This window comes from Nitrospirota bacterium, from assembly GCA_016180645.1.
GTDB lineage: Bacteria > JACPQY01 > JACPQY01 > JACPQY01 > JACPQY01 > JACPAV01.
This window is the reverse complement of record JACPAV010000024.1, coordinates 112,312-136,084: the sequence shown is the minus strand read 5'-3', so window position 1 is coordinate 136,084 and position 23,773 is coordinate 112,312. Positions and strand designations below refer to the sequence as shown.

Below are 23,773 nucleotides of genomic sequence, written 5' to 3'. Positions count from 1 at the left end.
CTCTTGTCGGGAGGGTCTGAAGACCCTCCCCTACTTGCTCCCTCTTGTCGGGAGGGTCTGAAGACCCTCCCCTACTTGCTCCCTCTTGTCGGGAGGGTCGGAAGACCCTCCCCTACGCATAATGACGAACATAAACCTTTCAAAAAATGGCAAAAGTCGATCTGAGAGCCTATCCCAAAACGTATCGCGGACCCTGAAGTGCCCGCTACGGAGAGTTCGTTTTCCGGCTGTAGCGGAGCCTTTAGGCTCCGCGAATCCCGCTCCGGTTCCGTGGGGTTTTGGGATAGGCTCTACAGGGCGATGAAAGGAAGAAACCTCGCCTCTCGTTCGTTACAATAAGTAAGAGTCAAAGATGAATCAGGTTCGTGTCATTCTTGCAGCTTGTGTTCTCTGGGCGGGATGTCAAGGGGATCGGGCTCAAGACATCAACGTTCAACACCTGCCTCCAAAACGGCGAATCGGCGGGTCACGTCCGCGCGGATTCCTCCGAAGCCCAAGCCGCCGGGATCGGCGGAACGCCCGGTTTCATCCTGGGGCGACTGGACAAGAAAAAGAAAACCGTAACCGGCGTTGTGATTTCCGGCGCCCTGCCCTACGCGTCCTTTCAGCAGCAGATTGATCGACTCTTGAACGACGACGGGTGATCCGAGCCATGTTGCGCTGGAAAACCGGCCGCCGACCGGAGGCGGATGAGCCCGTGTCCCCTCCGGGGCCCGTCGCCACGGAAGAGCTGCTCGATCAGAGTAATGTCCTTTACCGGATGGCGTACCGGATGACAGCGAACCGGGAGCATGCGGGTGATCTGGTCCAAGACACCTACGTCAGGTTGATCGAGAGCAAACCCCGTTTTGAAAACCTGCCCAAAGCGCGGGCATGGCTCGTGACGACACTGACCCGTCTTTTCATCGACCGGTACCGGCGCCGCGTCAGGGAGATCAAGACGATGGAGTCGCAGGCCGCCGAGACTCGGTACATATTTTCCGCTCAGGACCAGATCGCGCTCGACGCGATGGAGGACTTTCAGGACGACGATATCCGTGAGGCCTTCCACAAGCTTGACGAAGAATCGCGCGCGGTCGTGTGGTTGTTCGATGTGGAAGGGTTCAACTACCAGGAAATCTCAAAGGCGCTGAATCTGCCGGGCGGGACGGTCGGGTCGCGCCTCCACCGCGCGCGCAAGTCCTTGAGAACGAGCCTGGCCGATGTGGCTCGGAAACGAGGGTATCCGGGGTGAGTATGGCATGCGAACGGGCGCGCGAGGTGGTTCTGGGACAACCCACTCTCGCGCCCGCGAGTGACGAACTCTTCCACGCCCGACAGCACATCGAACGGTGCGGATTGTGCCGGCAGTACATCTCCAAAGAAGATCAATGGCGGGATGTGTTCAGAAAACGTCTGGCTTCAGGGGCGGCTCCCGCGGGCCTGAGAATTCGTTTGGAGCAGATGATCTCCGGCAGGGGGGATCGTTCTTCATGGCGGTTCCGCGCCGGACCCTGGGTCATCGCGGCCTCGATCCTGCTGGCGTTTTCGGTGGGAGGATTGAGCGTCTGGGGAATCACCCGGTGGAAACGCGTAACCGTGGCGGAGGAACTCGTCGGGGAGTTCGTATTGAACCTTCCACAGGCCACGGAAATTGTTGCCGCCGGCCCGGAGGAGTTGGTGAAGAAGGCGGAAGCCGAGTTGGGAGTTCGGATCGAACCGCCGCCTCTCCGGGGGATGCGAGTCGAGTCAGGCAAGATCTGCACGCTCATGAGCAAAGCCGCCGCGCTGTTCCATTACCGCGGATTGGGTCCGTCGCTCTCCCTTTACGTGTTCGAAGACCCGGGCCTGTCCCTGCCGGAATGGAGGCCCATGCGCGAGTCGGAGCCGGAGTACTACTCCTACTCCAAGAACGGTATCAACGTGGTGATGTGGCGCCAGGACGGATTGGCCTACACGCTCGTTTCATCCGCCTCCCCGAAGCAAATTGTGGCCATGCTGGAGTAGCCGCATGGGACGGATCTTCTCTCATCGACGGCATCGGACGGGTTTGCTCCTGGTTGCCTTCGCCTTCGCCGGTGCGGGGCGAGCCGCGGATGTCCGGCTGCCGCTCATATTGAAGTCCGTGGACGGCACGGTTCACCCATCGATGGATCTTGCCTCCACCGGCGCGCTTGTCGTCGTCACCATCAAGGGATCATGGTGCCCCGTGTGCCGGACGCAACTCGAACGGTTCCGGAAAGTCCAGGCTCAGTTGGATTCCTGCGGGGCCGAGGTCGTGGTTGTCACGCCGGACCCACCCGAACGGGCCCGTGAGTTGCAACAAGCCATCGGGGATCGTTACCGGGTCGTCGCGGATCCGAAAGGCGAGGTGGGCTGGAGCCTGGGAGTGTGGGAGAAGGGCCAGGGAGCGATGTTCCCGGCGGCATTTCTGTTCGCCAAGGATTTGAGTTTGAAGTGGTCCTTCCGTGGCCGCGCGCAGGGATTGTACGTCGAGAAGGAACTGCTCAAGCACATGAATTGCGAGGGTCTCGCAACGTGATCCATGCGGCATACAAGCCGTCACTCATCGCGCTCATGACCGTGGCTGCTCTTCTCTCGGGATGCAACCGGAAGCCGGATGCCGTCGGGGGAGAAACGGCTGGAGGAAGTCCGGGCCAAACGCCCAAGGTATCGTCCAGACCGGCTCCACCCACTCCCACGGCCGGTAGGGGTGGGTTGACATCGGCCAAGTCCGGAGTCATCCCAGACGGCTGGAACCGGCTCGCCCTGGAGAAAAGTCCCTACTTGCTTCAACACGCCATGAACCCCGTAGACTGGTACCCGTGGGGCGACGAGGCTTTCGCAAAGGCCAAGAAGGAAGATAAACCGATTTTTCTCAGCATCGGGTATTCCACCTGCTACTGGTGCCACGTGATGGAGGAGACCTGTTTCTCCAACCCCGAAATCGCCGGGATCATGAATCAGCGCTTCGTGTCGATCAAGGTCGATCGCGAGGAACGACCCGACGTGGACAATATATATATGGCCGCCGTCGTCGGCATGACCGGCAGCGGCGGCTGGCCGTTGTCCACGTTCATCACGCCTGACGGCAAGCCTTTCCATGGTGGAACCTACTTTCCACCGGAGCAGTTCAAACAGGTTCTCCTGGGCGTGGCCCAGGCGTGGAAGGACAAAAGAACGGAAATCGAGAAACAGGGTTCACGGGTCTCCCAGTTCATTCAACAGTCCATGTCTTACGAGCCCAAGCAACGGAAGGCCAGTCGAAAGGTCGTCGAGGGCGCCGTCTCCGCCTTTGCTTCCGGTTATGACTCGACCTACGGGGGATTCGGCAACCGGCCGAAATTTCCGCGCGGAATGATCCATTCGTTTCTCTTGCGGCAATACCGCCACACCGGAGATAAGGACACGCTCAACATGGCCCTTCACACGCTCGATCAAATGGCCCGAGGGGGGATGTACGATCAGGTTGGAGGCGGATTTCACCGGTATTCCACCGTTCGGGACTGGCTCGTGCCCCACTTCGAGAAAATGCTGTACGACAACGCCGTCCTGGCCCGTGTCTACTTGGAAGCGTATCAAGTCACACGCCGGGAGGATTTCGCCAGGATTGCGCGGGAAATCCTGGATTACGTCATCCGGGACATGACGCACCCCGAAGGCGGCTTTTATTCGGCGCAGGATGCAGGCGAAGTTGGGAAGGAAGGGGAATACTACGTCTGGAGCAGGCGGGAACTGGTGGAACTCGTCGGGACCAAGCAGGGCGAATGGGTGGCCCGCTACTTCGGCGCCACGGACAGCGGCAACTTCGAGGGCGGTAGGAATGTACTCTCGGTGCCGGAGTCTCGGGATAAGGTCGCGGGCGATCTCAACATCTCCGCTCAAAGGCTTCAAGAGGCGATCGACAGGGGACGAGCAACACTTCTGGAAGCCCGTTACAGGCGGACGCCGCCGCACAAAGATGACAAAGTTCTCTCCGCATGGAACGGCCTGATGATTTCCTCCATGGCGTTTGGATACCAGGTTCTTCAAGACGAGAAATACCTGAACGCCGCCCGGAAGGCCGCCGAGTTCGTTTCCCGGAAACTGGTGGTGGACGGCCGGCTGATGCGGAGTTATCGGGATGGACGGGCCGAGCCGCGCGGCTTCCTCGAGGATTACGCTTTTATGGTCATGGCCTTGCTCGACCTGTACGAGTCCTGCTTCGACAAACAATGGCTGCATCAGGCCCTTGCATGGAACGAGGCAACACTGGATCTTTTCTGGGACAAAAGAGGCGGAGGGTTTTTTGACACGCCGAAGGACCATGAGGTGCTTATCGTCCGCGGGAAGGATTTGGAGGACAATGCCCTCCCCGCGGGCAACTCGGTCGCCCTTCAAAACCTCGTTCGTCTTGCCGATCTGGCATCCAAGGACGAGCTTGGCGGAAAGGTCGAAAAAGCTCTTGGCTCCTATCTGGACCAGGTCGAGCGCGCTCCAACGGCCTTCCCACAGCTTCTCATCGCCATCGACCAATACTTGAGTCCCAAACAGGAAATCGTCATAGTGGGGGACCGATCGAACGATGAGACGAAGCGGATGCTGCGGTACGTCTACGATCGATTTCTGCCGTACCGGTCGGTGATTCAGGTTGAACCGGACGAGGTCGAGCGACTGGGCAAGACCCTTCCCATGGTGGCCGGGAAAACAGGCTCCGAGGGCAAAGCCGTGGCCTATGTATGCGAGAATTACGTATGCCGTTTCCCAACCACGGACCCGGATAAGATGGCCGAACTGTTGGACGGCAAGAAGAAGAATGATTGAGGAGGTGTGAGATGAAACGAATGACAAAACGATTCCCATCGCTCGCGGTCTTGATGTTGCTTTGCGGCTTGGACGGGCCGGTCCTTGCCGGTGAGCACGCCGGCGCCGAGCACGCGGGCAAGAAAGCCGAAGGTTTCACCGCCGAGGAAATCAAGGCCGTCATGACCCGCCATATCCAGGGAGAAATCAAAAAAGCCGGCGGAGTCTTCAAGATCACCGACTCCAAGACCAAAGAGGCGCTCTCCCTGGAGTTCGTGAAGATCCACGATCCGGTTCGAAAGATCGAAGGCAAAGGCTACTTTGCCTGTACGGATTTTCACCCGGCCGGGGCCGAGACGGCCAAGCTTTACGACCTGGACTTCTGGCTCAACCCCAAGGACGGAAAGCTCGTCGTCACCGACACCCGCATCCACAAACATCCGGTCCGGAAGGGCTCCGCTTGGGAGAAGGAGCCCCGCTACACGTTCGTGAATGACAACCCCGTGGAAGTCCGGTAGTTGAACCGCAGTCACCCTTGGGGCTGCGGTTCTCGCTCTCGAACGAGTCAGCATTCTTCCGAAGGGTAATGTTCGGCTCATCCATGCCACTGATTCACACACGTCATGGATGGAACAAGACATCGCAGGGTTGCTCCTTCATCGGGGTGTTTTCCTCACGTACGGGGCCATCTTCCTCAGCGGCCTCGCGCTCAACCTAACGCCTTGCGTCTACCCTTTGATTCCGATCACGGTCGGATACTTCACGGGACAAGGGGAAAGTCGTCGCGCGCGGGTGATGGTGCTGAGTCTTCTATATGTGCTCGGTATCGCCGTCACGTACTCCGCCATCGGAGTCGGCGCCGCCCTGTCCGGGAAAATGCTCGGATCGCTGCTCCAGAAAGCGTGGGTCCTGGGACTGTTTTCAACTCTCATGATCGCGTTGGCCCTGAGCCAGTTCGGCCTGTATGAACTGCGCGTGCCCTCGTTCCTGTTGCCGAAGAGGCGGGGATATTCCGGGCCCGTCCAGGCGCTCGTGATGGGACTGACCGTGGGGATCGTGGCAGCCCCGTGCATCGGGCCGTTCGTCCTCGGTCTTCTTCTCTACGTCGGTCAGACTCGCGATCCTATCACGGGCTTCTCCATGTTTCTCACCCTCTCGCTCGGATTGGGGGTTCCCTATTTTCTATTGGGGACATTTTCGGGAAGCCTGAAATCCCTGCCCCGTTCAGGACCCTGGCTGGTTTGGATCAAGAAGATCTTCGGATTCATTCTCCTGGGGATGGCGGTCTATTTCGCCAAACCGTTGACCGGGGAGATGGTTTTCGGCAATGATGTATTTGATCGGGGAAAGGCTGAAGACAAACCTGTCCTGATCGATTTCTACGCCGATTGGTGTCTACCCTGCAAGGAACTGGACAAGCGGACCTTCACCGATCCCGCGGTCCACAAGGCCGCCGAAGGAGTCATCATGGTGCAAGCCGATGTCACGCTCGATACCAGCCCCGCCAGCCTCGACGCGCAGGATCGGTTTGAAGAGGACGGCGTGCCCACCGTCCTTTTCTTGGATGCTTCCGGCGTGGAGCGCGAAGACCTTCGAATCGTTTCGTTCGTGCCACCCGGAAAGATGGTCGAGAAGCTGAATCAACTGAAGTCGGGCGAGATACGGGTCTCCAAATGACCCCGTCCTGGAGAAGTATGGCCGAGGTCTCGTTGCTCAAGACTCTCAAGTGCCACTCAAGGAAGCAGGCGGAACGGCGGACGATTCCTTGAGGTTGCTGTGACGGCGAGACTCCGTCACACAAGTTTCATGGGGAGGGTTCGGAGCCGGGTGTTCCGGCCTTCAACCGCTGCCAGAGAGTCACGCGGCTGATGCCGAGGAGTCGGGCGGCCTGAGTCTTGTTGCCGCGGGTTTTCTCCAGCGCCTCGCGCATTCGCTTGTCTTGCTCATGTGCCGGAAGGGATTTGAACTCGATTCGCTTCTTTTGAAACGGGAGGTTTGGCGCTCTGAAAATCTCTTCCGGAAGATGGGATTTTCCGATCACCTCGTGCGGGCAGCGGACGAAGGCAAACTCCACGGCGTGTTCAAGCTCGCGGATATTGCCCGCCCATGAATACGACACCAACGCGGCCATCGCATCCTTGGCGATGGATCGGATGTTCTTCTTGTATCTCTTGCGGAGCTTCCCAATGAAATGCTCCACCAGCAGGGGGATGTCCTCCGTCCGTTCCCGCAACGGCGGCAGATGGATCGGGACGACCCGGAGCCGGTAGTAGAGGTCCTCGCGGAACCGCCCCTCGGCGATGGCCGTCTCCAAGTCGCGATTCGTCGCCGCCACCAGCCGAACGTCCGCCTTGCGCGTCCGGCTCTCTCCCACCGGCTCATATTCATACTCTTGTAGAACCCGAAGGAGCTTGACTTGAAGTACGGGGGAGAGGTCTCCGATTTCGTCCAGAAAAAGCGTCCCCTTTTCCGCCAGCGCGATCCGTCCCGCCTTGTCCCGAATCGCGCCGGTGAAAGCGCCCTTGACATGGCCGAAGAGCTCGGACTCGAGCAGGTTCTCGGCGAGCGCCGCGCAACTCACGGCGACAAACGGCCCGTTGGACCGCCCGCTCGCGTAGTGAATCGCCTTCGCCAGAAGCTCCTTGCCCGTCCCCGTCTCGCCCGTGATCAGCACCGGCGCCGGCGTGTCCGCTGCCTGTTCCACCAGATTCAAAATCCTTCGCATTTCGCGGTTCCGAGTCACGATGCTGTGGACCTGGTACCGTTCCGAAACCTCCTGCTTGAGCTGGACGAGTTCCGTGACATCCCGGAAAGCGATGATGACGCCTTCGACTTCGTCACCGTTGATCAGTGGAGCGGTGGTGAATGAGATCGCCCGGTCGGTCCCATCCTTTCGGGTCAGGTTGACTTGATAGTCGGAGATCCCGCGACCCGTGTCGCGCGTTTCCGCGATGAAACAACGCTCCCCGCATAATTTCCGGTCCAGAATTTCGGTGCACAACCGCCCGATCATCTCCTGCTCCGCGTAGCCGGTCATGTCCATCGCCGCACGGTTGAACAGGCTGACCCGAAGTTCGCGGTCGGCCACGATGATCCCTTCTCTCAGATTCTCGAAAATCGATTCGTAGAGCTTGGCGGAATCGCCCGGTGTGCTCCTGACTGCCTCCATTCCAGAATAGTGGACGCCAACTCACGGATTGTCAAGACTGTTCACTCCGTTTAGTGAACGATCACTGAACAGTTTGTTCTCAAGCCTATACTCCACAACCCATTGTTATTTCGACACTTCGTCCTGGTACGGTCCTTGCGTCTATAGGGCCATGACGAAAGGAGAAAAACCATGAAAGCAAGAAACCTCGGTCTTCTCTCGGCTCTGTTCGCGTCGAGCTGCTGCGCGGTCCCGCTCCTCCTGATCATGCTGGGATTGGGCGGCATTGGCGCGGGCGGCATTCTCGGAAAATACCACTGGTATTCTCAAGGTGCCGCGGTGGTGCTGTTGTCCGTCGCGTGGGGCGTTTGGTACCGCGAGAAACGCCGGGCCTACGCGTTGGCGGCTGATTTCAAGGGCGAGAGATTCACGCCCAAGCTGCTCGGGGCCGCAAGCCTGTTCGTGGCCTTCTTTATCGGCAGTTCCGTTTACGCGAACTTGCTTGATGGGTCGTCTGCCCCCTCGGCGAACGCGGAGCAGGCAACCATCGCGCCCGCCGGCTACCGAACGGCCAACCTGCACGTTGAAGGCATGTCGTGCTCATCGTGCGCAAGCCACATCAAGGAGGAAATGGCCAAGCTGCCGGGCATTTTCGATGTGGACGTGAGCGTGAGGGGAAAATCGGTGACGGTGCGGTACAACCCGGATCAGGTCCAGCCACCGCGGATGGTTCAGGTGATCAACGAAGCCGGCTACAAGGCCGAGCTGCCCGCCCAGGGCTAAGGAAGACGGACATGGGACTGTTCGGAAGCGAAAGAAAATCGGGCGAATTCGATCTGGTTGTGATCGGAGGGGGATCGGCGGCGTTCGCCGCGGGAATCCGCGCGAGCGACCTCGGGGCCAGGGTGGCGCTGATCGAGAAAGGCGTCATCGGCGGCACGTGCGTGAATCGTGGCTGTGTTCCCTCCAAGAACCTTCTCCACGCCGCCGAGCGATACCACGTGTACTCCCGCGACGGCATCCCCGGCATCCCCAAGGGCGATGCGCCGGCGGATTTCCGCGAGGTGATTCGACAGAAAACGGAACTCGTCACCGAGATGCGAAAACTCAAATACGAAGATCTCCTCGGCGCGTACGAAAACATCACTCTGCTGAAGGGTCCCGCAAAGTTCGTTTCCGAACATGAAATCGACGGAGGCGGACGGAAAATCGCATCCGACAGGTTCATCATTGCAACCGGGGCATCCCCCCAGATCCTCCCCATCCCCGGTTTGGACCGGGTCGGATACCTGACTTACAAGGAGGCGATGGAGCTGGACCGCCTCCCCAAATCCCTCCTTGTGATCGGCGGCGGGGCGATCGGCGTCGAACTCGGACAGGTCTTCGCCCGCTTCGGTTCCAAGGTGACAATTCTTGAAGCGCTCGACCGGATCGTGCCCAATGAGGAACCCGAAATCTCCGGCGAGCTGGCGCGGAGCCTGACCGATGAAGGCATCGAGATTCACACGGGTGGCAGGGTGGAATGTGTCTCGAGAGATTCCCGCAGTGTGATTTTGCGGACGAATACGCCGGATGGCTCCCGGGAGTTTATCGGCGAACAACTCCTGGTAGCCGCAGGCGTCGTTCCCAATTCGCGAGATCTGGAGCTGAATCGCGCGGGGATTGAGACGGACAAGCGCGGCGGCATCCAAGTGGATGAAATGCTTCGCACGACGGCCAAGGCCGTCTGGGCGGCGGGAGACGTGACGGGGAAGATGATGTTGGTCACCGTTTCCGCCCAGCAGGGCGGCGTCGCCGCGGAGAACGCCCTCAGCGGGAACAAGAAAAGGTGGGACGGTTCGACCGTCCCCCACGCGGTATTCTCGGAACCCCAGGTCGCCGGCGTGGGATGGAAAGAGGCGGAAGCCCGGACCGCGGGTCACAAAATTGAAACGAAACTCATCTCCTTCGAGCACGTCCCGAAATCCGCCGCGATCCGCGACACCCGCGGGGTCTTGAAACTCATCGTGGATGCCAAGACGTATCGGATTCTGGGCGTTCACATCGCGGGACCGCAGGCGGCGGAGCTCATCCACTACGGCACGCTTCTCGTCCAGCACAAGATGGTCGTGGGCGACATTCTTCGGATGACCTTCGCCTACCCGACCTTCTCGGAGGTCTACAAGATCGCGGCCCTCTCGTTCAAGCGGGACGTAACCAAGCTTTCCTGTTGCGCAAGTTGAGGGGCCGACGTGAATCTTGGTAACTGTTCAGGACCCCTCATCCTCCCCTTCCCCCGCAAGGGGGGAAGGGATGGTAGCCGCACCCTTTATGGGTGCGTCTTCAGACGCAGGCATAAAGCCTGCGCCTACCTCCTCCCCCTTGAAGGACGAGGGTAGGGGCGGGGGTGAACGCTCATGAATCTCGAAGCACTGTCCGGCGGAGGGTTGGCTTGCTGCGTCGTGGGGGGCGGAATGCTTCTCCTCTTGGGTTTCTTCTCGATCATGAGCCGGAACAATAGTGGGGATCGCCATGGAGAATCCTGAAGACACCGCGCCCCACCGATCCGTTTCGGAACCGACCCGGGTGATCTCGGACCGTTGTCCCGCCTGCGGGACCCAAGGGCGGAAGGTCAAGACGATCACTCTTGTTTCCTTGCTCACCAAGGCCGCATTAAAGTGCCTCAACGGTTCCGGCGGTTATCGGTTCTGCAAGGGCGGAGCTTGCGAAATCGTCTATTTCCACGAAGCCGACGGCATCCGGTTCGTTGCCCGGGACATCAAGGTTCCCGTGTTTCAGAAATCGACGGGAGATTCCAGGACCGTCTGCTACTGCTTTGAGCACACCGTTAGGAGCATCGAGGAGGAAGTCCGGCGGACGGGCAAATCCGGGGCGCTCGACTCTATCGCCGAAAAATGCCGTCAGGGGTTGGACCGCTGCGAAGAGCTTAATCCACAAGGCGCTTGCTGCCTCGGCAACGTGAAACAAGTTGTCCAAAAGGCTATGTCCCAAACCGAAGCGCCGTCGGAACGGTCGTCAAACGACGTATCCGAATGCTGTGCCCCACGGTCGGAGAACCCTCCCAAGAAAGACGGAGGCGGTGCGTGCGGATGCGGCTGATTCTGTTCGTCGGCTTCGGTCCCTTGGCTATGGCCGCCGAAGAAAACCGGCATGGATGGTCTTCGGCGGTGCTTCCGTTGTCGTGTACGCGTTCTGCAACCCTCGCAAACTCGGTTTCTTGAAAAGGAGGTGACCTGATGGAATTCATGGTGAAAGCAACGGCATGGGCCGCCGCTTCGGGCGTTCTGGCGGACGCCGGAACGGCGTGGGCCTGCGGCGCATTCTGCCCCCGCGACGGCGCGAGCGGTCTCCTGAGCCTCGGCCTCTTCACGGCCGTCGGCCTGATCGGCGCGGCCTGGATCTTCTCAGGAAAAACCAAAGAGAGGAGTTGAAGAAAATGGCGGAACTCTCCTGCTGCGCGGCGTGAGGATGCAGGAAGCATGAGATCCGTCCAATGGCCGGCCCGCGTTTTGGGGCTCCTGATGGGGGCTGTGGTTACGATGGCGGCGACGGCACACGCTTTGCCGATTCAAGGCTCGGCGGCCCAGACGCTCTTTTCCGGTGTCGGACTCGCGCGGGTTTTCACCGACATCATTCGGAAGGAAACGCTTCTTGGGACCACCGGGGACATCCCCGGCAGCCGGCCCAAGATGGAAGCCCAGGTCATCGGCCTCATGGGCGCATTCCCGGTCAATGAAGATCTGACCCTGGCGGCCGCTGTTCCATACGTGCGAACTGAAGCCCGCGATTCAAGCGGTGCAAGCAGCGAGGCGAGTGGAATCGGCGAAGCCGTGTTCCTCGCTCGCTATTCCCCGGATGTCTTCAAACGTCTGGGCCCCTCGACACGCCTACAATTCGGGCCGGCTGCCGGGGTAAAAGTCCCGACGGGCGCAGACAACATCGGCAGCGGCTCCTACGATTTCATCTGGGACCTGCCCTTCCAGTACATACACAAGAAGGCGGGAATCTACGCGGGACCCGCCGGGCAACTCAACGGGTCGAACAGCGGGGTGCGACAAGGGCATGTCGTGGGCGTCAACCTTTCCGCGGAATACCTCGCGCTGTCGAGTGAAAAAGCGCGATCCGAATTCTATGTCATGCTTGAACTGAACGGCGGGGTCGCCGGTCGGTCAAGGCATTTCAACCAGGCCATAACCGACTCGGGTGGGAACTCCCTCTTCGCGGCCCCCGGGATCCAGTATTTCCTGATGGATCGTTTCACCTTCGAGATTTCATACCAACTTCCACTATGGGAGAACTTGAATGGGACACAACTTTCTCAGGACCGGAAGATTCGCGCCGGTGCGTACGCCCTCTTTTGAGAAGGGACGACCGGTGAAACCCCGAGACCTTTTCAAGATGTTCTTCATCGCTTCCGTGCTGAGCGTCGTGGCGGTTCCCCTCCCATCCCGCGCCGAGATCATGCGGATCGAGGTGGAGGTCCTCGGCATGACCTGACCGTTCTGCGCGCTGGGGGCCCGTCGGGCTCTCGCCAAGTTACCGACCGTGGACCGCGTGGACGTGAGTCTCAAGAAGCAGAAGGCCGAAATCATCCCGAAGCCGGGGAAACCCGTCGACTTCCCCAGGATAAGACAATTGGTAGAGAAGGCCGGGCAGAAAGTCGGCGCGGTGCGGATCGAGGCCGAGGGAATCCTCCTCCGACAAGGTTTCTCGTTCTTCTTCGTCGTCTCAGGCAGTGAACAACGCTTGAGCTTGGCGCAAAACGAAGTGCTGCACGAGTTGCTGGCGGACCCGCACTCTCGGGGGCCATCGCCGCTTTCCGTTCGCGGCCACTTCGAATTCGCCGGCGAAAAGGAACCGCCACTCACGTTGGATGCGTTCTCCTTCAAGCCTTAGTGCTGCGTTGAAGATGTTGTGGAGCCGGCCGAATTCAACAACGCCGTGGGGGAAGGTGATCGGGGTTGGATGGTCCGCACACGGTCAGGCCGCCATCGGGGTGATCGCCCTGCTGGTTGCGTCGATGGGTTCGCTGGGCTATCGCCTGTTCGGCCCGCTGAGAATCTTCACGGTTTCGGAACGTGCGCTATCTGCCACGTTCAAGACGGCGTTATCGTTGGCCCGTACGCGGATTCGGCGGCGCCTCACCCGGTTCGACAGGATGCCTCATTTCTCGATGGCGGCGGTGTGTGCCGCCGTTGCCACGAGGTGGAAGGGAAGGACCCCGGTATGTTCTACATCGGCCCGCCGTGCGGAACCTATGCGGAAGTCAGGGACGACCCCGTTCAGGGATACGGTTGCATCCAGTGTCACATGCCTGCCGTCGAGCGCCCCGTGGCATTCGGCGGCCCGGTGAGACCTTCCAAACGCCACCTGTGGAGAGGCGGGCATGATGGGGACATGGTCCGGAAGGCCGTGAGCATCGAACCGGAAGATCGCAGCCGGTTTGAGAATGGGAGAGGCACGATCGACGTTGAATTGAAATTGTCAAACGTAGGAGCAGGTCACACTTTCCCGACCGGTGATCCCGACCGCTTTGTGACGGTCACGTTCACGCTTCGGAACGCAGCCGACGGAAGCATGGTCAGAACGCAGACTCATACCCTGAAGCGATGGATCCTCTGGCGTCCGATGATTCTCGAACTTCGGGACAACCGGCTCCACCCCGGTAAGGAACGCTCGTTCAGATTCGCCGAACGAGTGGCCGGAGCGCCGGGATCCCACACCCTGGATGTGGAGGTCGCGTACCACCTCATGACCGAAGCAGCCCGGCGCAAGATCGACTATCCCGCCGACTTGCCGATCCAACACACCCTATACTCAGCCCGCCTCACACCCCAATAATTGATACGGAGTCGGCTCCGCGCTGAAACGCCTATCATGCCGCGACCGAGTCCGGGGGCCTGGGCCGGCCGCTCGCAAAGAGCGCGGAAGCTCCGCTCCAAAGACTCCCCGCAGCCCCGATCCCACCGGAGGTCACTCGACTGCGTCCAGGACCTCGCGTACTTTCTCGGAAAGGGTCTTCATGGAAAAGGGTTTCGGAAGAAAGTGCATGTAGGAATCGGACATCCGCTTCTCAAGCATTTGATGGGCCTCGTAACCTGAAATCAGAAGCGCGCGGGTCTTGGGACTATTCTGCCGGACGAGATCCACGAGTTCCCAACCGCTCATTCCCGGCATCACCACATCCGTGACCAGAAGATCCAGACGCGGCCCGCTTTTTTCGATCCTCGCCAGCGCCTCCTGAGCGTTCGAGGCCTCGATGACCTCGTATCCCCCCGCCCGAAGAATCCGGCAGGCAATGGTTCGCACCATGTCATCGTCCTCCACAAGCAGGACCGTCTCGCAGCCGCGTGGACACGTCTGCGCCTCTGTCGGCAAGACGGAGAACTCAGATTCCGCCGCTTGAGGCATGTAAATCAAGAAAGCGGCGCCGCCACCGGGCGACGTCCGAACCTCCACGTGACCTCCCCATTGGCGCACGGCGCCATACACCATGGACAGGCCGAGACCCGTTCCCTTTCCGGGCTCTTTCGTGGTGAAAAACGGCTCGAAGATGTGAGGAAGTACCTCGGGGGCGATGCCTTGGCCGTTGTCCTCCACGCGGAGTTCGATGTATCGCCCCGGAAGGACATCGAGGTGCCGCGAGGCGTAGTCCTCATCGAGGTCGAGAGTCCTCACCCCAATGATCAGCTTTCCACCCCTCGGCATGGCATCCCTCGCGTTCACCGCGAGATTCACCAACACCTGCTCCATCTGCGCCGCGTCCACCCGAATCCATCCGGCGTCCTCGGCCAGCTCGGCGACCACCTCGATGTCTTCCCCAATGAGGCGGCGGATCATCTTGAGAAGGTCGGAGACCAGTACCCTCGGATCCAGGCTTTGCGCGCGAGGGTGATCCGCCCGGCCGAACATAAGGAGTCTCCTCGTCAGCTCCGCGGCTCTCGTTGCGGCCTGACGTATTTCCACCAGGTCTTCGCGGTCGGGATCCAATTCGCCTTTCCCCGAGAGAAGCATGTCCGCCCGCCCCGAAATGACCGTCAGGAGATTGTTGAAATCATGCGCGACCCCACCGGCCAGTCGCCCCACGCACTCCATTTTCTGCGCCTGTAGGAGCTGAGCCTCCAAACTCCGGCGCACTTCCCTCTCGCCCTCTTCCCGGATGGCCCGGCGGATGACGCTGACGAGGCGAAGCGGCCGATCCTTGAGCACGTAGTCCGTTGCACCGTTCAGGACCGCCTCGGCCGCCCGCTCCTCCCCCATCGTGCCGGACAAGAAGATGAACGGAAGCTCCGGTCGAATCGACTTGGCTATGCTGAGCGCCGATAGGCCGTCGAAGGCCGGAAGCGTGTAGTCCGAAATCACCAAGTCAAATCGCTCCCCTTGGAGCAGATGGACGAACTCCTCGCAACTCTCCGCGTGCGAGAATCGTACGGCCATCCCCTCCCTCCGAAGCAAGTTAACCACAAATTTCCGATAGGCGGCATCGTCTTCCAAATGGAGCACTCTCAATTCTTGGCCGGCTCTGATCACTCCCATCCTAACCCCCGTCCATCGCAGACTTCCATATATTTAGGGTGTTCTACCCATTCATTAACGTAACATTACTTATACGAATTCAATATAGTCACTAAGTGACACAATTACCATCATTACTGCATGGCGTCAATGACATGTGGCTTTGGACCGGAGATCCGATGCCTGCTCACGGAAGCCATGGAATTATGCAGATCACAGAAGTATAGTTAATAATATTAAAATATATTAATTATGCTTGAAATAAGGTCGGCATTGTAATACAGAGTCTATGTGTGTGCCCAAGCGAAATGCATTCACTTAAGCTGCATTCATGTCGATCGGCCTCTCAGGCAGCTTGGATGATGTTTCCCGCAAATCTTCGGTGGAGGACCCTTCATTCGCTCTACTCCAGGATCCCCATCCCCATTCTGAGGTGGGCGATTCGCCAGGCAAGAAGGAATCCGGCGCGAATCGAAGCCTATCTCAAGAGCGCCGACACCGCCGTGGCACACCTCATTTCCAGGCGGTTCGCCCTGACAGCCATGCAAATCTTCGGCCCCGGAGAGCGGTATCTCCTGGCGGGCTATCCTCCCTTCCTGGCCGAATTGGTCCGCTTCCTCCACGCCCGGCCGGGATTCGACGTCAAGTCGTTTCGGGTCGACGTGATGTCCGGCGGCGAAGGCTTCCCCTCCGGCTGGCGGACATTCATGGAATCGGGGCTCAGGCCCGGAGCGCGGCTCGTCTCAGCCTACGGCGCCTCCGATCTCGAAGTCGGGATCGCTTCCGAAACTCCCTGCTCCAAGGCACTGCTCGGAATCCTCCTCGACTCTCCCACCTTGCGGAAGGAGATTCTGGGAACGGAACGTGAGCCAGTGTTTCTCGGGCAGTACAATCCATCGGGCGACTACATCCGGTCCACGCGAAATGCAGCGGGCCAGAACGAAGTGGAAGTGACCACGCTCAACCCTCACTCTGTTTCGCCGCGGGTGACATTCTGCGTGGGCGACGAAGGCGGCGTCCTCGATTGTGAAGCCACCTTCGCGCGCCTTCGAGCGCTCGGAGTGGATGCCCCGGCTGAACGGCTCGCTCTGCCCATTCTCTTTATTTTCGGCCGGTGCGACGGTACGGTTTCCATCGACGGGGCCAACATTTATCCCGATACCGTGGCCTCTGCGCTTCTGGAACACCCGCTCGCCGCCGCCACGATCCGCACCTTCAAAATGGGCGTAACGCACACCCCCGCCGGCACGGCCCGGCTGAAATTCCTTCTTCAAGCGGTTAAGGGAATCCCCCCGTCAGAAGGATTGACTCTTGAATGCAAGGGCGCTATCGTTCAAAAACTATTAACCGTGAATACTGATTTCAGGGAATCATACAAGGACAATCCGGCCTCGGCCGATCCGATTGTCGAAATTGTGGGCTTCGAATCCGAGCATCTTGCTTCCAACCCACAGAAGGTCAAGAACAGCTACTTCCTGTAAAAGGGGGATACCATGAACTTCTGGCAATCGGCCCTGCCTTACCTCGTGGGGCTTTACGTGGCCTTGGGATTGGCCACTTGGCTTCCTCAAGCGAAAGACAGGACGCGACTTCTGGCGCTTGGCGTACACTTTTCGATTGCCCTGTGGAGCCTGAGTCTTCTCATGACGTCTGCGGATGTCTCTACCGCGGCCGCCGCCAACTGGGCCCGGCTTTCTTTCGTCGGGATGGCCCTCCTGTTCCCGGCCATGGGATTCGTCGTTCGCAGTTTGGAAACCCGGCGGGACGAACACCCGACCAATTGGGCGCTCGCCCCCGCTGTATTCCTGAGCGGGCTCCTGGGCGCCGGCGCCTTTCATCCGGAAGTGATCCGGGGCACCACGGCCGACATCCCGCTCGTAACGTTCGAGTACGGAAAAGCGTACCCCATCGAACTCGTCGGATTGGGAATTCTTGGATTCATCACATTTGTCGAATGTGCCCGGATCAGCGGCCGCCTTTCCGACCGCGAACGGGTCCGAAGCGAGATCCTTCTTGCGGGAATGGCGTTTTCCGGTCTCCTGACGACGGTTCCGAATCTCCTACTCCCGATGTTCGGCTACGTGGATTCGTATCTCTACGGGCCTTACGCGTTCCTGCCCGGCGCTCTCGCCACGGCTTATTCGGTGGCCGGAAGGAAATTCTTCGATCCCGAAGTGGCCCTCGGCCCGCTCCTCAATACGAAACGCTACCGCCTCCATGTGCGCGTGCGAGAAGCCGTGATGAGTCCCGATGCCGAGCTCACCCTGCCCTCCGTCTTTGAATCGCTGCAGGAGGCTTTCGACAGCCGGGATTTCAATGTGGCCGTTCTCGACGATCAGGGACAACCCACCGCCGTCGTCGGCAACACCCAACTGCCCCTGCCCAGCCCCGAGATCATGGCCTACCAGAACGGACCTATTGTCGGGGCCTCGGAGGTGCCATCGCCCTACCGGGAAGAGATGCGGCAGAAGCGGCTGGCCGCGGTGGTCCGCCTCGGGAGCTCCACGAAACCCGTCGGCGTCCTGAGCCTCGGGGAATCGTTCGAAGGCGTCTTGTTCTCGCGCCAGGATTTCGCCCTCCTGAAAATGATCGCCCGACAGATGGAGATGATCGTGAAGATTACCCGGCTCCAGCCGTTTCCAGTCCGGCAGACCGCCGAAGGCGTCTCCACCTCCATGGCCGTGGCCCAGAGCGGCTGGGTGCAGGGATCGGCCAAACGGCGGGTGCTGATTTATGATCCGCGAGCTCAACTCGCGGCCCTGGGCGGGGTGTTGCGGAACGTAGGTGTGGAAACGGAGTTCGTTGCGGACGCCGGTCGATATGCCCGCCAGGTCCGGAGCGGCGGATTCGACCTGGCGATCATCCACCCCGGTGAATCGTCAACGGTCACGCCGGATTCCGTGATCTTGCGGCTGCGCAATCTAAACCCGAATCTCCCCCTGCTCGTCGTGACAGGTCAGGCCGCCCCCGCCGCCGCGTCCTCTCCGGCTGCATGGCCGGAGCAGGTGCTCGGAGTCCACGCGATTGAGTCCGTCGACTCCGCCACCATTACGCGCATCGTGGAAACTTCCATCGCAGCCAGCCGGTACGTGCGTGGCTTGATCGATTCCCAACTTCTTGAGCGTTTTCCGGAGGCGAGGGGGAATCTGTTTCCGTTCCTCCTGGCCTCTCTCTCGGAAGCTAAAGACTACGCTTCCCTCGTACGCCTCTTTCAGACCAAGCTCATCGAGTACCACCTCCACAGGTCCAAGTCGAACGTGGAGGCCGCGAAAGCCCTCGGTCTCAGCCCCCCGAACCTCAGCCTTAAGCTGAAATACTTCGGGATCACGTACCGACCGTTTCTCGATCCCGCTGTCACATCGCTCAAACGCCGCGACGAGAACTGACCCTCTCGCGGGAGCCGGAAAAGGGGTCGGAAGTCTTTTCTGTGACTGGGAAAAGACTCCCGACCCCTTTTCCGTATCAGAAGTCGAACGAAACGCCCAAACCCGCGCGGACATCCCGGCGTAGCTCTTTCCTTTTCTGCACCGGCGCGATGGACAGTGTCGCACCGCTTCCCCAACCGTAGCTCAGGGCCGGCGAAACGAGCATCGCGCCCCTCCGTAAGGAGACGCCTGCCGTCAGGTGATACACATTCACTTCGCTCGGGGCCTGGATCTGAAAACCGCTCTGGTCGGTCAACTCCCGCCTCTCTTCCCCTTCTTCTTCAAACAAGGCCGAAATGGACGGATGATTGCTGAAATCCGTATAGAATCCCGCCGCCACAACCAGTCCCGGCCGCAACGTCTGCTCCGCACCGAAGTGGACGTTTACGATGGCCTCCTGCTTCGAACAATGGAACGGGGCGGGCACTTCCGGCACCAAGAATGGGTTCTTCTCCTCCGCCTTCGGATCGCACGGCTCGGAAACCACCTGGGTTTCCGGATCAAATCCGGGTAACGCCCGCATGCGAGTGTATTGGCGCTCGGCCGCGTACCAGACCACATCGAATCCGAGGCTGGTTCCTGTCGGCAGGTCGACGCGCGGTCCCACCCGCACGCTCAGGGGCTGGCGGTAGTCCTCGCGGGTCGAAGACACCTCCGGCGTCACAATGAACCGATCGAGTTCAGTGGTCGCCTGGTCGATCGTCGTCCGTCCGGTCACCACCTCGCCGGCCAACTCTCGCAAGCGCTCCTTGTCGACGGAAACGAGCGCTCGGGAAACGGTGAATGAATTCTTTACAGGGAGGGTGTAGTCCGCAGCCGCGCCCAGCGAAAGAGCATGGAACGGCCGAACCCAAAAGCCCAAGCCCACCTGAAAGGCCTGGCTGATCTGCTGAGTGACGGTTTCGAGCCCGACGGACGTATCGGGATCCACTTTGATGAAGACCGTGCGCCCGGTGTGGGCGCTCCTCAGCGAGTAGAATCCGTGGAGGCCGATGGATAGGACCTCCGGCCAAGCCCGCCAGGCCGCGGCTGGCCCCAGGAGAAACGTGGTCACATCCGTATTCATCGACACGCTCCCACTTGGAAACTGTCGTTCAGACTGATCCTCTCCAAACTTCAAATCCTCGTACCGTTTCAGCGTCTTAACGGAAAGCCTCTCAGGAACGACGAACGCCAAGCCGACCCCGCCCCAGGATGTGCCGCGAACTGCGCCGGCGTACGTCAGCATTCCGTCCAACGTCTTCCCCGACACGTCCTTGTCCGTAAACACCGTCTTCTGCGTTGCCTGCCCGTACTCCGCAAAACCGGACACGACGCCGTTCCACTGTCCCGGTGACAACAGACCCAGTCCCGCGGGATTGAAGAACACCGCCGAAGCATCCCCGCCCCACGCGGCGTTCACCCCACCTCGTCCACTCGACTGCACGCCCAGCGGGGCCTGCCCGTAGTTGAAGGGCTCCGCGCCGGCAGGCGTGAGGTGTGAGGCGAGAAACGTGAGGAGCCAGAAGGGGAAAACAAGCTTTCTCATGAGCGGGACCGCGAGTAGGCGTTCGAAAGTTGCACGAACTGCTCCACGGTAAGTTCCTGAGCGCGCGTCAAGTTCCCCGCTCCGGCCGCCTTCATCATGATCTCAATGACCTCATCGCTCAACTCCAGTTTGGGGTCCGCGCGCCGAAGGGAATTCAGGATCGTCTTCCGACGGTGCCCGAATGCCGCCGATACAATTTTTCGGAAGACCTCCGGGTCCGGAATTTCGTCCCTCCACGGGCCGGGGAGCCTGAAGAGCACCACAGCCGACTCCACCTCCGGCCGGGGAACGAAATTCTCGGCGGACACTTTCCACGCGATCGATGGAACCGAAAACGCCTGACACATGACTCCGAGGAATCCATACTCCTTCGAACCCACGGCGGCCGTCATCCGGTTCGCCACCTCTCTCTGAACCATGAGACATAACAGCTCCAGTCCAGACGGCGCCAGGACGACATGGCCGTCCCGCGACTCGCCGGAAGCGACCCAGCGGGACGACGCCCACAACAGTTTGAGCGTCAACACCGTCGCAATCGAATAGGGAAGATTGGCCACAACCTTGTTCGCGCTCCCCCCGGGCACCCATTTCTCGAAGTCCATCGCGTCCGCGTGAATGACCTCCACATTAGGAAACGCCCCCATCTCCCGCCGCAGCGATTCGATCAACCGGCGGTCCAGCTCAAAGGCCCACACTTTCCGGGCGCGTTTCGCCAGAGCCTCCGTGAGAAACCCCGACCCGGACCCAATCTCCAGAATTCGATCCTCCCGATCCACCTCCGCCAGCGAGACGATCTTCTCGATGATGCCCTTCTGATGAAGAAAGTTTTGCCCCAGCGACTTCGACGGCCGGAGGGCGGTCTCCCGGAAAACGTCACGCAGCGGCCTGACCAAGCTCCCACCTCGGCACCGGTTCGGACGGCCCGCTTTCCCGCCGACCCGCCCGCCACCGCTCGAACGCCGCGTACGCGATCATCGCCGCGTTGTCCGTGCAGAGGGCGGGCGCGGGGAAATGAACCTTGACCCCCGGCACGGCATTCAGCATATACCGGACTTTCTCACGAAGGCGCCCATTGGCCGCCACCCCGCCGCAGACGACAACCCACTTGGGATGAAGATGGTCCACCGCAAGTTCCAATTTCCGGGAGAGCGCATCGACCGCCGCCTCCTGGAATCCCGCGGCCAGATGCGGCTTCTGGCTCTCCAACTCCTCCCGGGAAAGTCGGCGCAGTTCAACCGCCACGGCCGTCTTGAGCCCGCTGAAGCTGAAGTCCATTCCTTCCTTTCGGGCCATGGGGCGCGGGAATTTGACGCGCGACGGATCTCCCCTTCGTGCCAGTTCCTCAATCTCCCGTCCCGCGGGATAGTGCAGACCCAAAAGAGTGCCCACCTTGTCAAACGCCTCTCCGGCGGCGTCATCCCGAGTCCGCCCCAGCACCTCGTAGTCGGCCACACCGCGCACATTCACCAACTCCGTGTGCCCTCCTGAAACAAGCAGGGCCAGATAAGGAAACCCGATTTCCTCATTCTCGATCCTCGCCGCCAGAATGTGCCCCTCGAGGTGGTTGACCGCCAGGAGCGGCTTGTCGAGGGCCCACGCCAGGGTGCGGGCGAAGGCCACACCCACAATCAGCGCACCCGGGAGGCCGGGACCGGCTGTAACGCCCACGAGGTCGATATCGCTCGCACTGCAATCCGCCTTCTCCAAGGCTGATCGGACCACGGTATCGACGGCCTCCACGTGACTCCGCGAGGCCAATTCCGGCACGACGCCGCCGAACGGGCCATGAAGATCGGCCTGTGACGCTATGATGCTTGACCGGATCCGTCGATCTTCGAGAATAGCGGCGGCGGTCTCATCGCAGGACGTCTCGATCCCAAGGGTCAGCATTCAGGCTATCTTAGCTGGTAAGCGGTCAGCCGTCAGCCTCGGATTCTGAGGCAAGCGTGAATAGCGGGGATTCCGGTGCATTGACCGGGAGCTGAGAACTGACTGCTGATGGCTGAACGCTTACTTCAACTCCTTGAGCAGCTTCTCCGCCAATGGAACCTTGTCCGATTTGGGATACTTCTTCGCGAAGTCTTGAAGAAGTGCCTTGGCACTCTTTGAATCATTCATCTTCCGGAAGCTCAGCGCCTCGAAATAAGCGGCGTCGGGCGCCTTGTCCCCATCCGGAAACCGGTTCCGTACGTCCTCAAACTTGATGATGGCCTTCTCCCATTCTTCGTTGCTGTAGCGGCTCATGCCTTGCCAAAAAAGAGCGTTGTCGATCAGCGTGGACTTCGGATGACTCTGTTGGAAGACGTCAAACTTGTCGATGGCCTCCCCATACCTTTTCTGGAGGTAAAGCCGTCGCGCCTCTTCATAGCTTTCCTGCTCGGAACGAACGTCCGGAGAAGCGTCCGGACTTGTTTCACTCAGCAGTGCCTTCTCAAATTGGCGGATCCGCTCCTCGAGGGCCCGCGTCTTTTCCTCCAACAAGTCGAGTTGCTGGAGCACGCGGGGGTCCGACCCTCCCCCTTTCTGCTTCCCAATCTCCTCCGCTTTTCCCCGCACCTGGCTGATTTCCTGTCCCATCCGATCAATTCGAACCAAAACGTCCGCCTGCGCCCCCTTCGCCCGTTCCAACACCTCGACCTTCTTCTCCAGCTCCCGTATCCGGGCATGGGCATCGATCATGTTCTCCTCACCCTTGATCCCCCGCTGATAGGGGAAACAGGATGACGCGAAGGCGAGCAGGACCGGCAAAAGGAGTCTCAAACCAGAAGCGGCGATTTCAGTCGCCGAGGTGAACGAACTGCGCCCGGCGGTTCCTGGCCCAGGCCGACTCTTCGTGTCCGGGGTCGAGCGGAATTTCTTCTCCGAAACTGAGGATGGAAAGGCGATCGGCGGGCACCCCGAGCGCGACGAGGTAGTCCCGCACCCCGAGTGCCCTCCGCTCGCCCAAGGCCAGATTGTACTCATTGGTGCCGCGCTCATCGCAATGCCCTTCAATTTGGATCCGAATGCCGGCATGGGACAGCAGCCAATCGCTGTTGGCCCGGAGGACGCCTTTGGCCTCCTCCGTAAGCGAGTAGTCGTCGTAGGGGAAGTAAACCCGCTTGAGGACCAATTGTTCGTCCGGAACAAACGCGTTCTCCCTCGTCAGCACCTTCCCCTCGCCGGTGATGGTGGCCGCTTCTACACCCGGAGGTGGAGGGGCTGCTTTCTTGGCTTCCTCCGTGGGTGCTTCGACCGGGGGCAGCGCCAGCTTCTTGATTCGCTCTGAGAGATCGTCGGCTTTCGATTTCGCGTCGACGGCGAGTTTTTTCGCTTCGTCGTATTTCTTCTCCCGCAGCCGGGCGAGGGCCTCCGTCAGCGCGGCCTCCGCGGTCTTGTACTCCTCGGCATACAGCG

General features: G+C 60.2%; 23 protein-coding genes. 16 read left to right on the top strand and 7 right to left on the bottom strand.

Annotated features, from left to right (window positions below; translation table 11 throughout):
• The first annotated feature begins 365 nt into the window (after positions 1-365).
• From HYT87_14705 to HYT87_14675, 7 genes are all read left to right on the top strand, one after another.
• Positions 366-644 (top strand): thioredoxin domain-containing protein, encoded by a 279-nt coding sequence (locus HYT87_14705; GenBank protein ID MBI2061014.1) that lies wholly within the window; start codon positions 366-368, stop codon positions 642-644.
• Between the two features lie 8 nt (positions 645-652).
• Positions 653-1,234 carry a sigma-70 family RNA polymerase sigma factor gene (locus HYT87_14700; GenBank protein ID MBI2061013.1) on the top strand — a complete coding sequence of 194 codons (582 nt, stop codon included), beginning with the start codon at positions 653-655 and terminating at the stop codon, positions 1,232-1,234.
• A 2-nt stretch (positions 1,235-1,236) separates the two neighbouring features.
• Positions 1,237-1,986: a hypothetical protein gene (locus HYT87_14695; protein ID MBI2061012.1), complete on the top strand. Its 750-nt coding sequence runs from the start codon at positions 1,237-1,239 to the stop codon at positions 1,984-1,986.
• Between the two features lie 4 nt (positions 1,987-1,990).
• Positions 1,991-2,521 (top strand): redoxin domain-containing protein, encoded by a 531-nt coding sequence (locus HYT87_14690; protein MBI2061011.1) that lies wholly within the window; start codon positions 1,991-1,993, stop codon positions 2,519-2,521.
• Complete coding sequence (locus HYT87_14685) at positions 2,518-4,782, top strand: thioredoxin domain-containing protein (GenBank protein ID MBI2061010.1); 2,265 nt, start codon at positions 2,518-2,520, stop codon at positions 4,780-4,782. Before HYT87_14690 ends, HYT87_14685 begins: the two co-directional genes overlap by 4 nt.
• Positions 4,783-4,793: 11 nt before the next feature.
• Positions 4,794-5,279, top strand: a complete 486-nt coding sequence (locus tag HYT87_14680; GenBank protein MBI2061009.1) for a hypothetical protein — start codon at positions 4,794-4,796, stop codon at positions 5,277-5,279.
• A 109-nt stretch (positions 5,280-5,388) separates the two neighbouring features.
• Positions 5,389-6,438, top strand: a complete 1,050-nt coding sequence (locus tag HYT87_14675) for a thioredoxin family protein (protein ID MBI2061008.1) — start codon at positions 5,389-5,391, stop codon at positions 6,436-6,438.
• 127 nt (positions 6,439-6,565) lie between these two features.
• Here HYT87_14675 and HYT87_14670 read toward each other — a convergent pair whose 3' ends face one another.
• Positions 6,566-7,930 carry a sigma 54-interacting transcriptional regulator gene (locus tag HYT87_14670; GenBank protein MBI2061007.1) on the bottom strand — a complete coding sequence of 455 codons (1,365 nt, stop codon included), beginning with the start codon at positions 7,928-7,930 and terminating at the stop codon, positions 6,566-6,568.
• A 171-nt stretch (positions 7,931-8,101) separates the two neighbouring features.
• On the opposite strand from HYT87_14670, the gene HYT87_14665 reads away from it, so the two are divergent.
• The 7 genes from HYT87_14665 to HYT87_14635 all read left to right on the top strand — a co-directional run bounded on the left by HYT87_14665 (position 8,102) and on the right by HYT87_14635 (position 13,750).
• On the top strand, positions 8,102-8,692 hold the full coding sequence (locus HYT87_14665) for a heavy-metal-associated domain-containing protein (protein MBI2061006.1): 591 nt from the start codon (positions 8,102-8,104) through the stop codon (positions 8,690-8,692).
• Between the two features lie 11 nt (positions 8,693-8,703).
• Complete coding sequence (gene merA, locus HYT87_14660; GenBank protein MBI2061005.1) at positions 8,704-10,131, top strand: mercury(II) reductase; 1,428 nt, start codon at positions 8,704-8,706, stop codon at positions 10,129-10,131.
• Positions 10,132-10,420: 289 nt separating this feature from the next.
• Positions 10,421-11,008 (top strand): copper chaperone Copz family protein, encoded by a 588-nt coding sequence (locus HYT87_14655; GenBank protein ID MBI2061004.1) that lies wholly within the window; start codon positions 10,421-10,423, stop codon positions 11,006-11,008.
• Positions 11,009-11,145: 137 nt separating this feature from the next.
• Positions 11,146-11,340, top strand: a complete 195-nt coding sequence (locus HYT87_14650) for a hypothetical protein (GenBank protein MBI2061003.1) — start codon at positions 11,146-11,148, stop codon at positions 11,338-11,340.
• 48 nt (positions 11,341-11,388) lie between these two features.
• Complete coding sequence (locus HYT87_14645) at positions 11,389-12,270, top strand: hypothetical protein (protein MBI2061002.1); 882 nt, start codon at positions 11,389-11,391, stop codon at positions 12,268-12,270.
• 148 nt (positions 12,271-12,418) lie between these two features.
• A complete protein-coding gene (locus HYT87_14640) occupies positions 12,419-12,805 on the top strand; it encodes a heavy-metal-associated domain-containing protein (GenBank protein ID MBI2061001.1) in 387 nt (128 codons plus the stop codon).
• Positions 12,806-13,135: 330 nt separating this feature from the next.
• The gene (locus HYT87_14635) at positions 13,136-13,750 is read left to right on the top strand and encodes a hypothetical protein (GenBank protein MBI2061000.1); all 615 of its coding nucleotides are present in this window, start codon (positions 13,136-13,138) and stop codon (positions 13,748-13,750) included.
• Between the two features lie 132 nt (positions 13,751-13,882).
• Here the strand turns inward: HYT87_14635 and HYT87_14630 are convergent, their stop codons facing one another.
• On the bottom strand, positions 13,883-15,412 hold the full coding sequence (locus HYT87_14630; protein ID MBI2060999.1) for a response regulator: 1,530 nt from the start codon (positions 15,410-15,412) through the stop codon (positions 13,883-13,885).
• Between the two features lie 371 nt (positions 15,413-15,783).
• On the opposite strand from HYT87_14630, the gene HYT87_14625 reads away from it, so the two are divergent.
• On the top strand, positions 15,784-16,905 hold the full coding sequence (locus HYT87_14625; GenBank protein ID MBI2060998.1) for a hypothetical protein: 1,122 nt from the start codon (positions 15,784-15,786) through the stop codon (positions 16,903-16,905).
• A gap of 12 nt (positions 16,906-16,917) precedes the next feature.
• A complete protein-coding gene (locus tag HYT87_14620; protein MBI2060997.1) occupies positions 16,918-18,810 on the top strand; it encodes a hypothetical protein in 1,893 nt (630 codons plus the stop codon).
• A gap of 76 nt (positions 18,811-18,886) precedes the next feature.
• Here HYT87_14620 and HYT87_14615 read toward each other — a convergent pair whose 3' ends face one another.
• The 5 genes from HYT87_14615 to pal all read right to left on the bottom strand — a co-directional run bounded on the left by HYT87_14615 (position 18,887) and on the right by pal (position 23,735).
• A complete protein-coding gene (locus HYT87_14615) occupies positions 18,887-20,377 on the bottom strand; it encodes a hypothetical protein (GenBank protein ID MBI2060996.1) in 1,491 nt (496 codons plus the stop codon).
• Positions 20,374-21,270, bottom strand: a complete 897-nt coding sequence (rsmA, locus tag HYT87_14610; protein ID MBI2060995.1) for a ribosomal RNA small subunit methyltransferase A — start codon at positions 21,268-21,270, stop codon at positions 20,374-20,376. Before rsmA ends, HYT87_14615 begins: the two co-directional genes overlap by 4 nt.
• Positions 21,251-22,267 (bottom strand): tRNA (adenosine(37)-N6)-threonylcarbamoyltransferase complex transferase subunit TsaD, encoded by a 1,017-nt coding sequence (gene tsaD / locus HYT87_14605; GenBank protein MBI2060994.1) that lies wholly within the window; start codon positions 22,265-22,267, stop codon positions 21,251-21,253. Before tsaD ends, rsmA begins: the two co-directional genes overlap by 20 nt.
• A 120-nt stretch (positions 22,268-22,387) precedes the next feature.
• Positions 22,388-23,137 carry a tol-pal system protein YbgF gene (ybgF, locus tag HYT87_14600; GenBank protein ID MBI2060993.1) on the bottom strand — a complete coding sequence of 250 codons (750 nt, stop codon included), beginning with the start codon at positions 23,135-23,137 and terminating at the stop codon, positions 22,388-22,390.
• A gap of 16 nt (positions 23,138-23,153) precedes the next feature.
• Positions 23,154-23,735: a peptidoglycan-associated lipoprotein Pal gene (gene pal, locus HYT87_14595; protein MBI2060992.1), complete on the bottom strand. Its 582-nt coding sequence runs from the start codon at positions 23,733-23,735 to the stop codon at positions 23,154-23,156.
• Positions 23,736-23,773 lie beyond the last annotated feature (38 nt).

Coding starts and splice junctions, on each gene's coding strand:
- HYT87_14700 (MBI2061013.1), top strand. CDS start 653: ATGTTGCGCTGGAAAACCGGCCGCCGACCGGAGGCGGATGAGCCCGTG.
- HYT87_14695 (MBI2061012.1), top strand. CDS start 1,237: ATGGCATGCGAACGGGCGCGCGAGGTGGTTCTGGGACAACCCACTCTC.
- HYT87_14690 (MBI2061011.1), top strand. CDS start 1,991: ATGGGACGGATCTTCTCTCATCGACGGCATCGGACGGGTTTGCTCCTG.
- HYT87_14680 (MBI2061009.1), top strand. CDS start 4,794: ATGAAACGAATGACAAAACGATTCCCATCGCTCGCGGTCTTGATGTTG.
- HYT87_14675 (MBI2061008.1), top strand. CDS start 5,389: ATGGAACAAGACATCGCAGGGTTGCTCCTTCATCGGGGTGTTTTCCTC.
- HYT87_14670 (MBI2061007.1), bottom strand. CDS start 7,930: ATGGAGGCAGTCAGGAGCACACCGGGCGATTCCGCCAAGCTCTACGAA.
- HYT87_14665 (MBI2061006.1), top strand. CDS start 8,102: ATGAAAGCAAGAAACCTCGGTCTTCTCTCGGCTCTGTTCGCGTCGAGC.
- merA (MBI2061005.1), top strand. CDS start 8,704: ATGGGACTGTTCGGAAGCGAAAGAAAATCGGGCGAATTCGATCTGGTT.
- HYT87_14655 (MBI2061004.1), top strand. CDS start 10,421: ATGGAGAATCCTGAAGACACCGCGCCCCACCGATCCGTTTCGGAACCG.
- HYT87_14650 (MBI2061003.1), top strand. CDS start 11,146: ATGGAATTCATGGTGAAAGCAACGGCATGGGCCGCCGCTTCGGGCGTT.
- HYT87_14645 (MBI2061002.1), top strand. CDS start 11,389: ATGAGATCCGTCCAATGGCCGGCCCGCGTTTTGGGGCTCCTGATGGGG.
- HYT87_14635 (MBI2061000.1), top strand. CDS start 13,136: ATGTTCTACATCGGCCCGCCGTGCGGAACCTATGCGGAAGTCAGGGAC.
- HYT87_14625 (MBI2060998.1), top strand. CDS start 15,784: ATGATGTTTCCCGCAAATCTTCGGTGGAGGACCCTTCATTCGCTCTAC.
- HYT87_14620 (MBI2060997.1), top strand. CDS start 16,918: ATGAACTTCTGGCAATCGGCCCTGCCTTACCTCGTGGGGCTTTACGTG.
- HYT87_14615 (MBI2060996.1), bottom strand. CDS start 20,377: ATGAGAAAGCTTGTTTTCCCCTTCTGGCTCCTCACGTTTCTCGCCTCA.
- tsaD (MBI2060994.1), bottom strand. CDS start 22,267: ATGCTGACCCTTGGGATCGAGACGTCCTGCGATGAGACCGCCGCCGCT.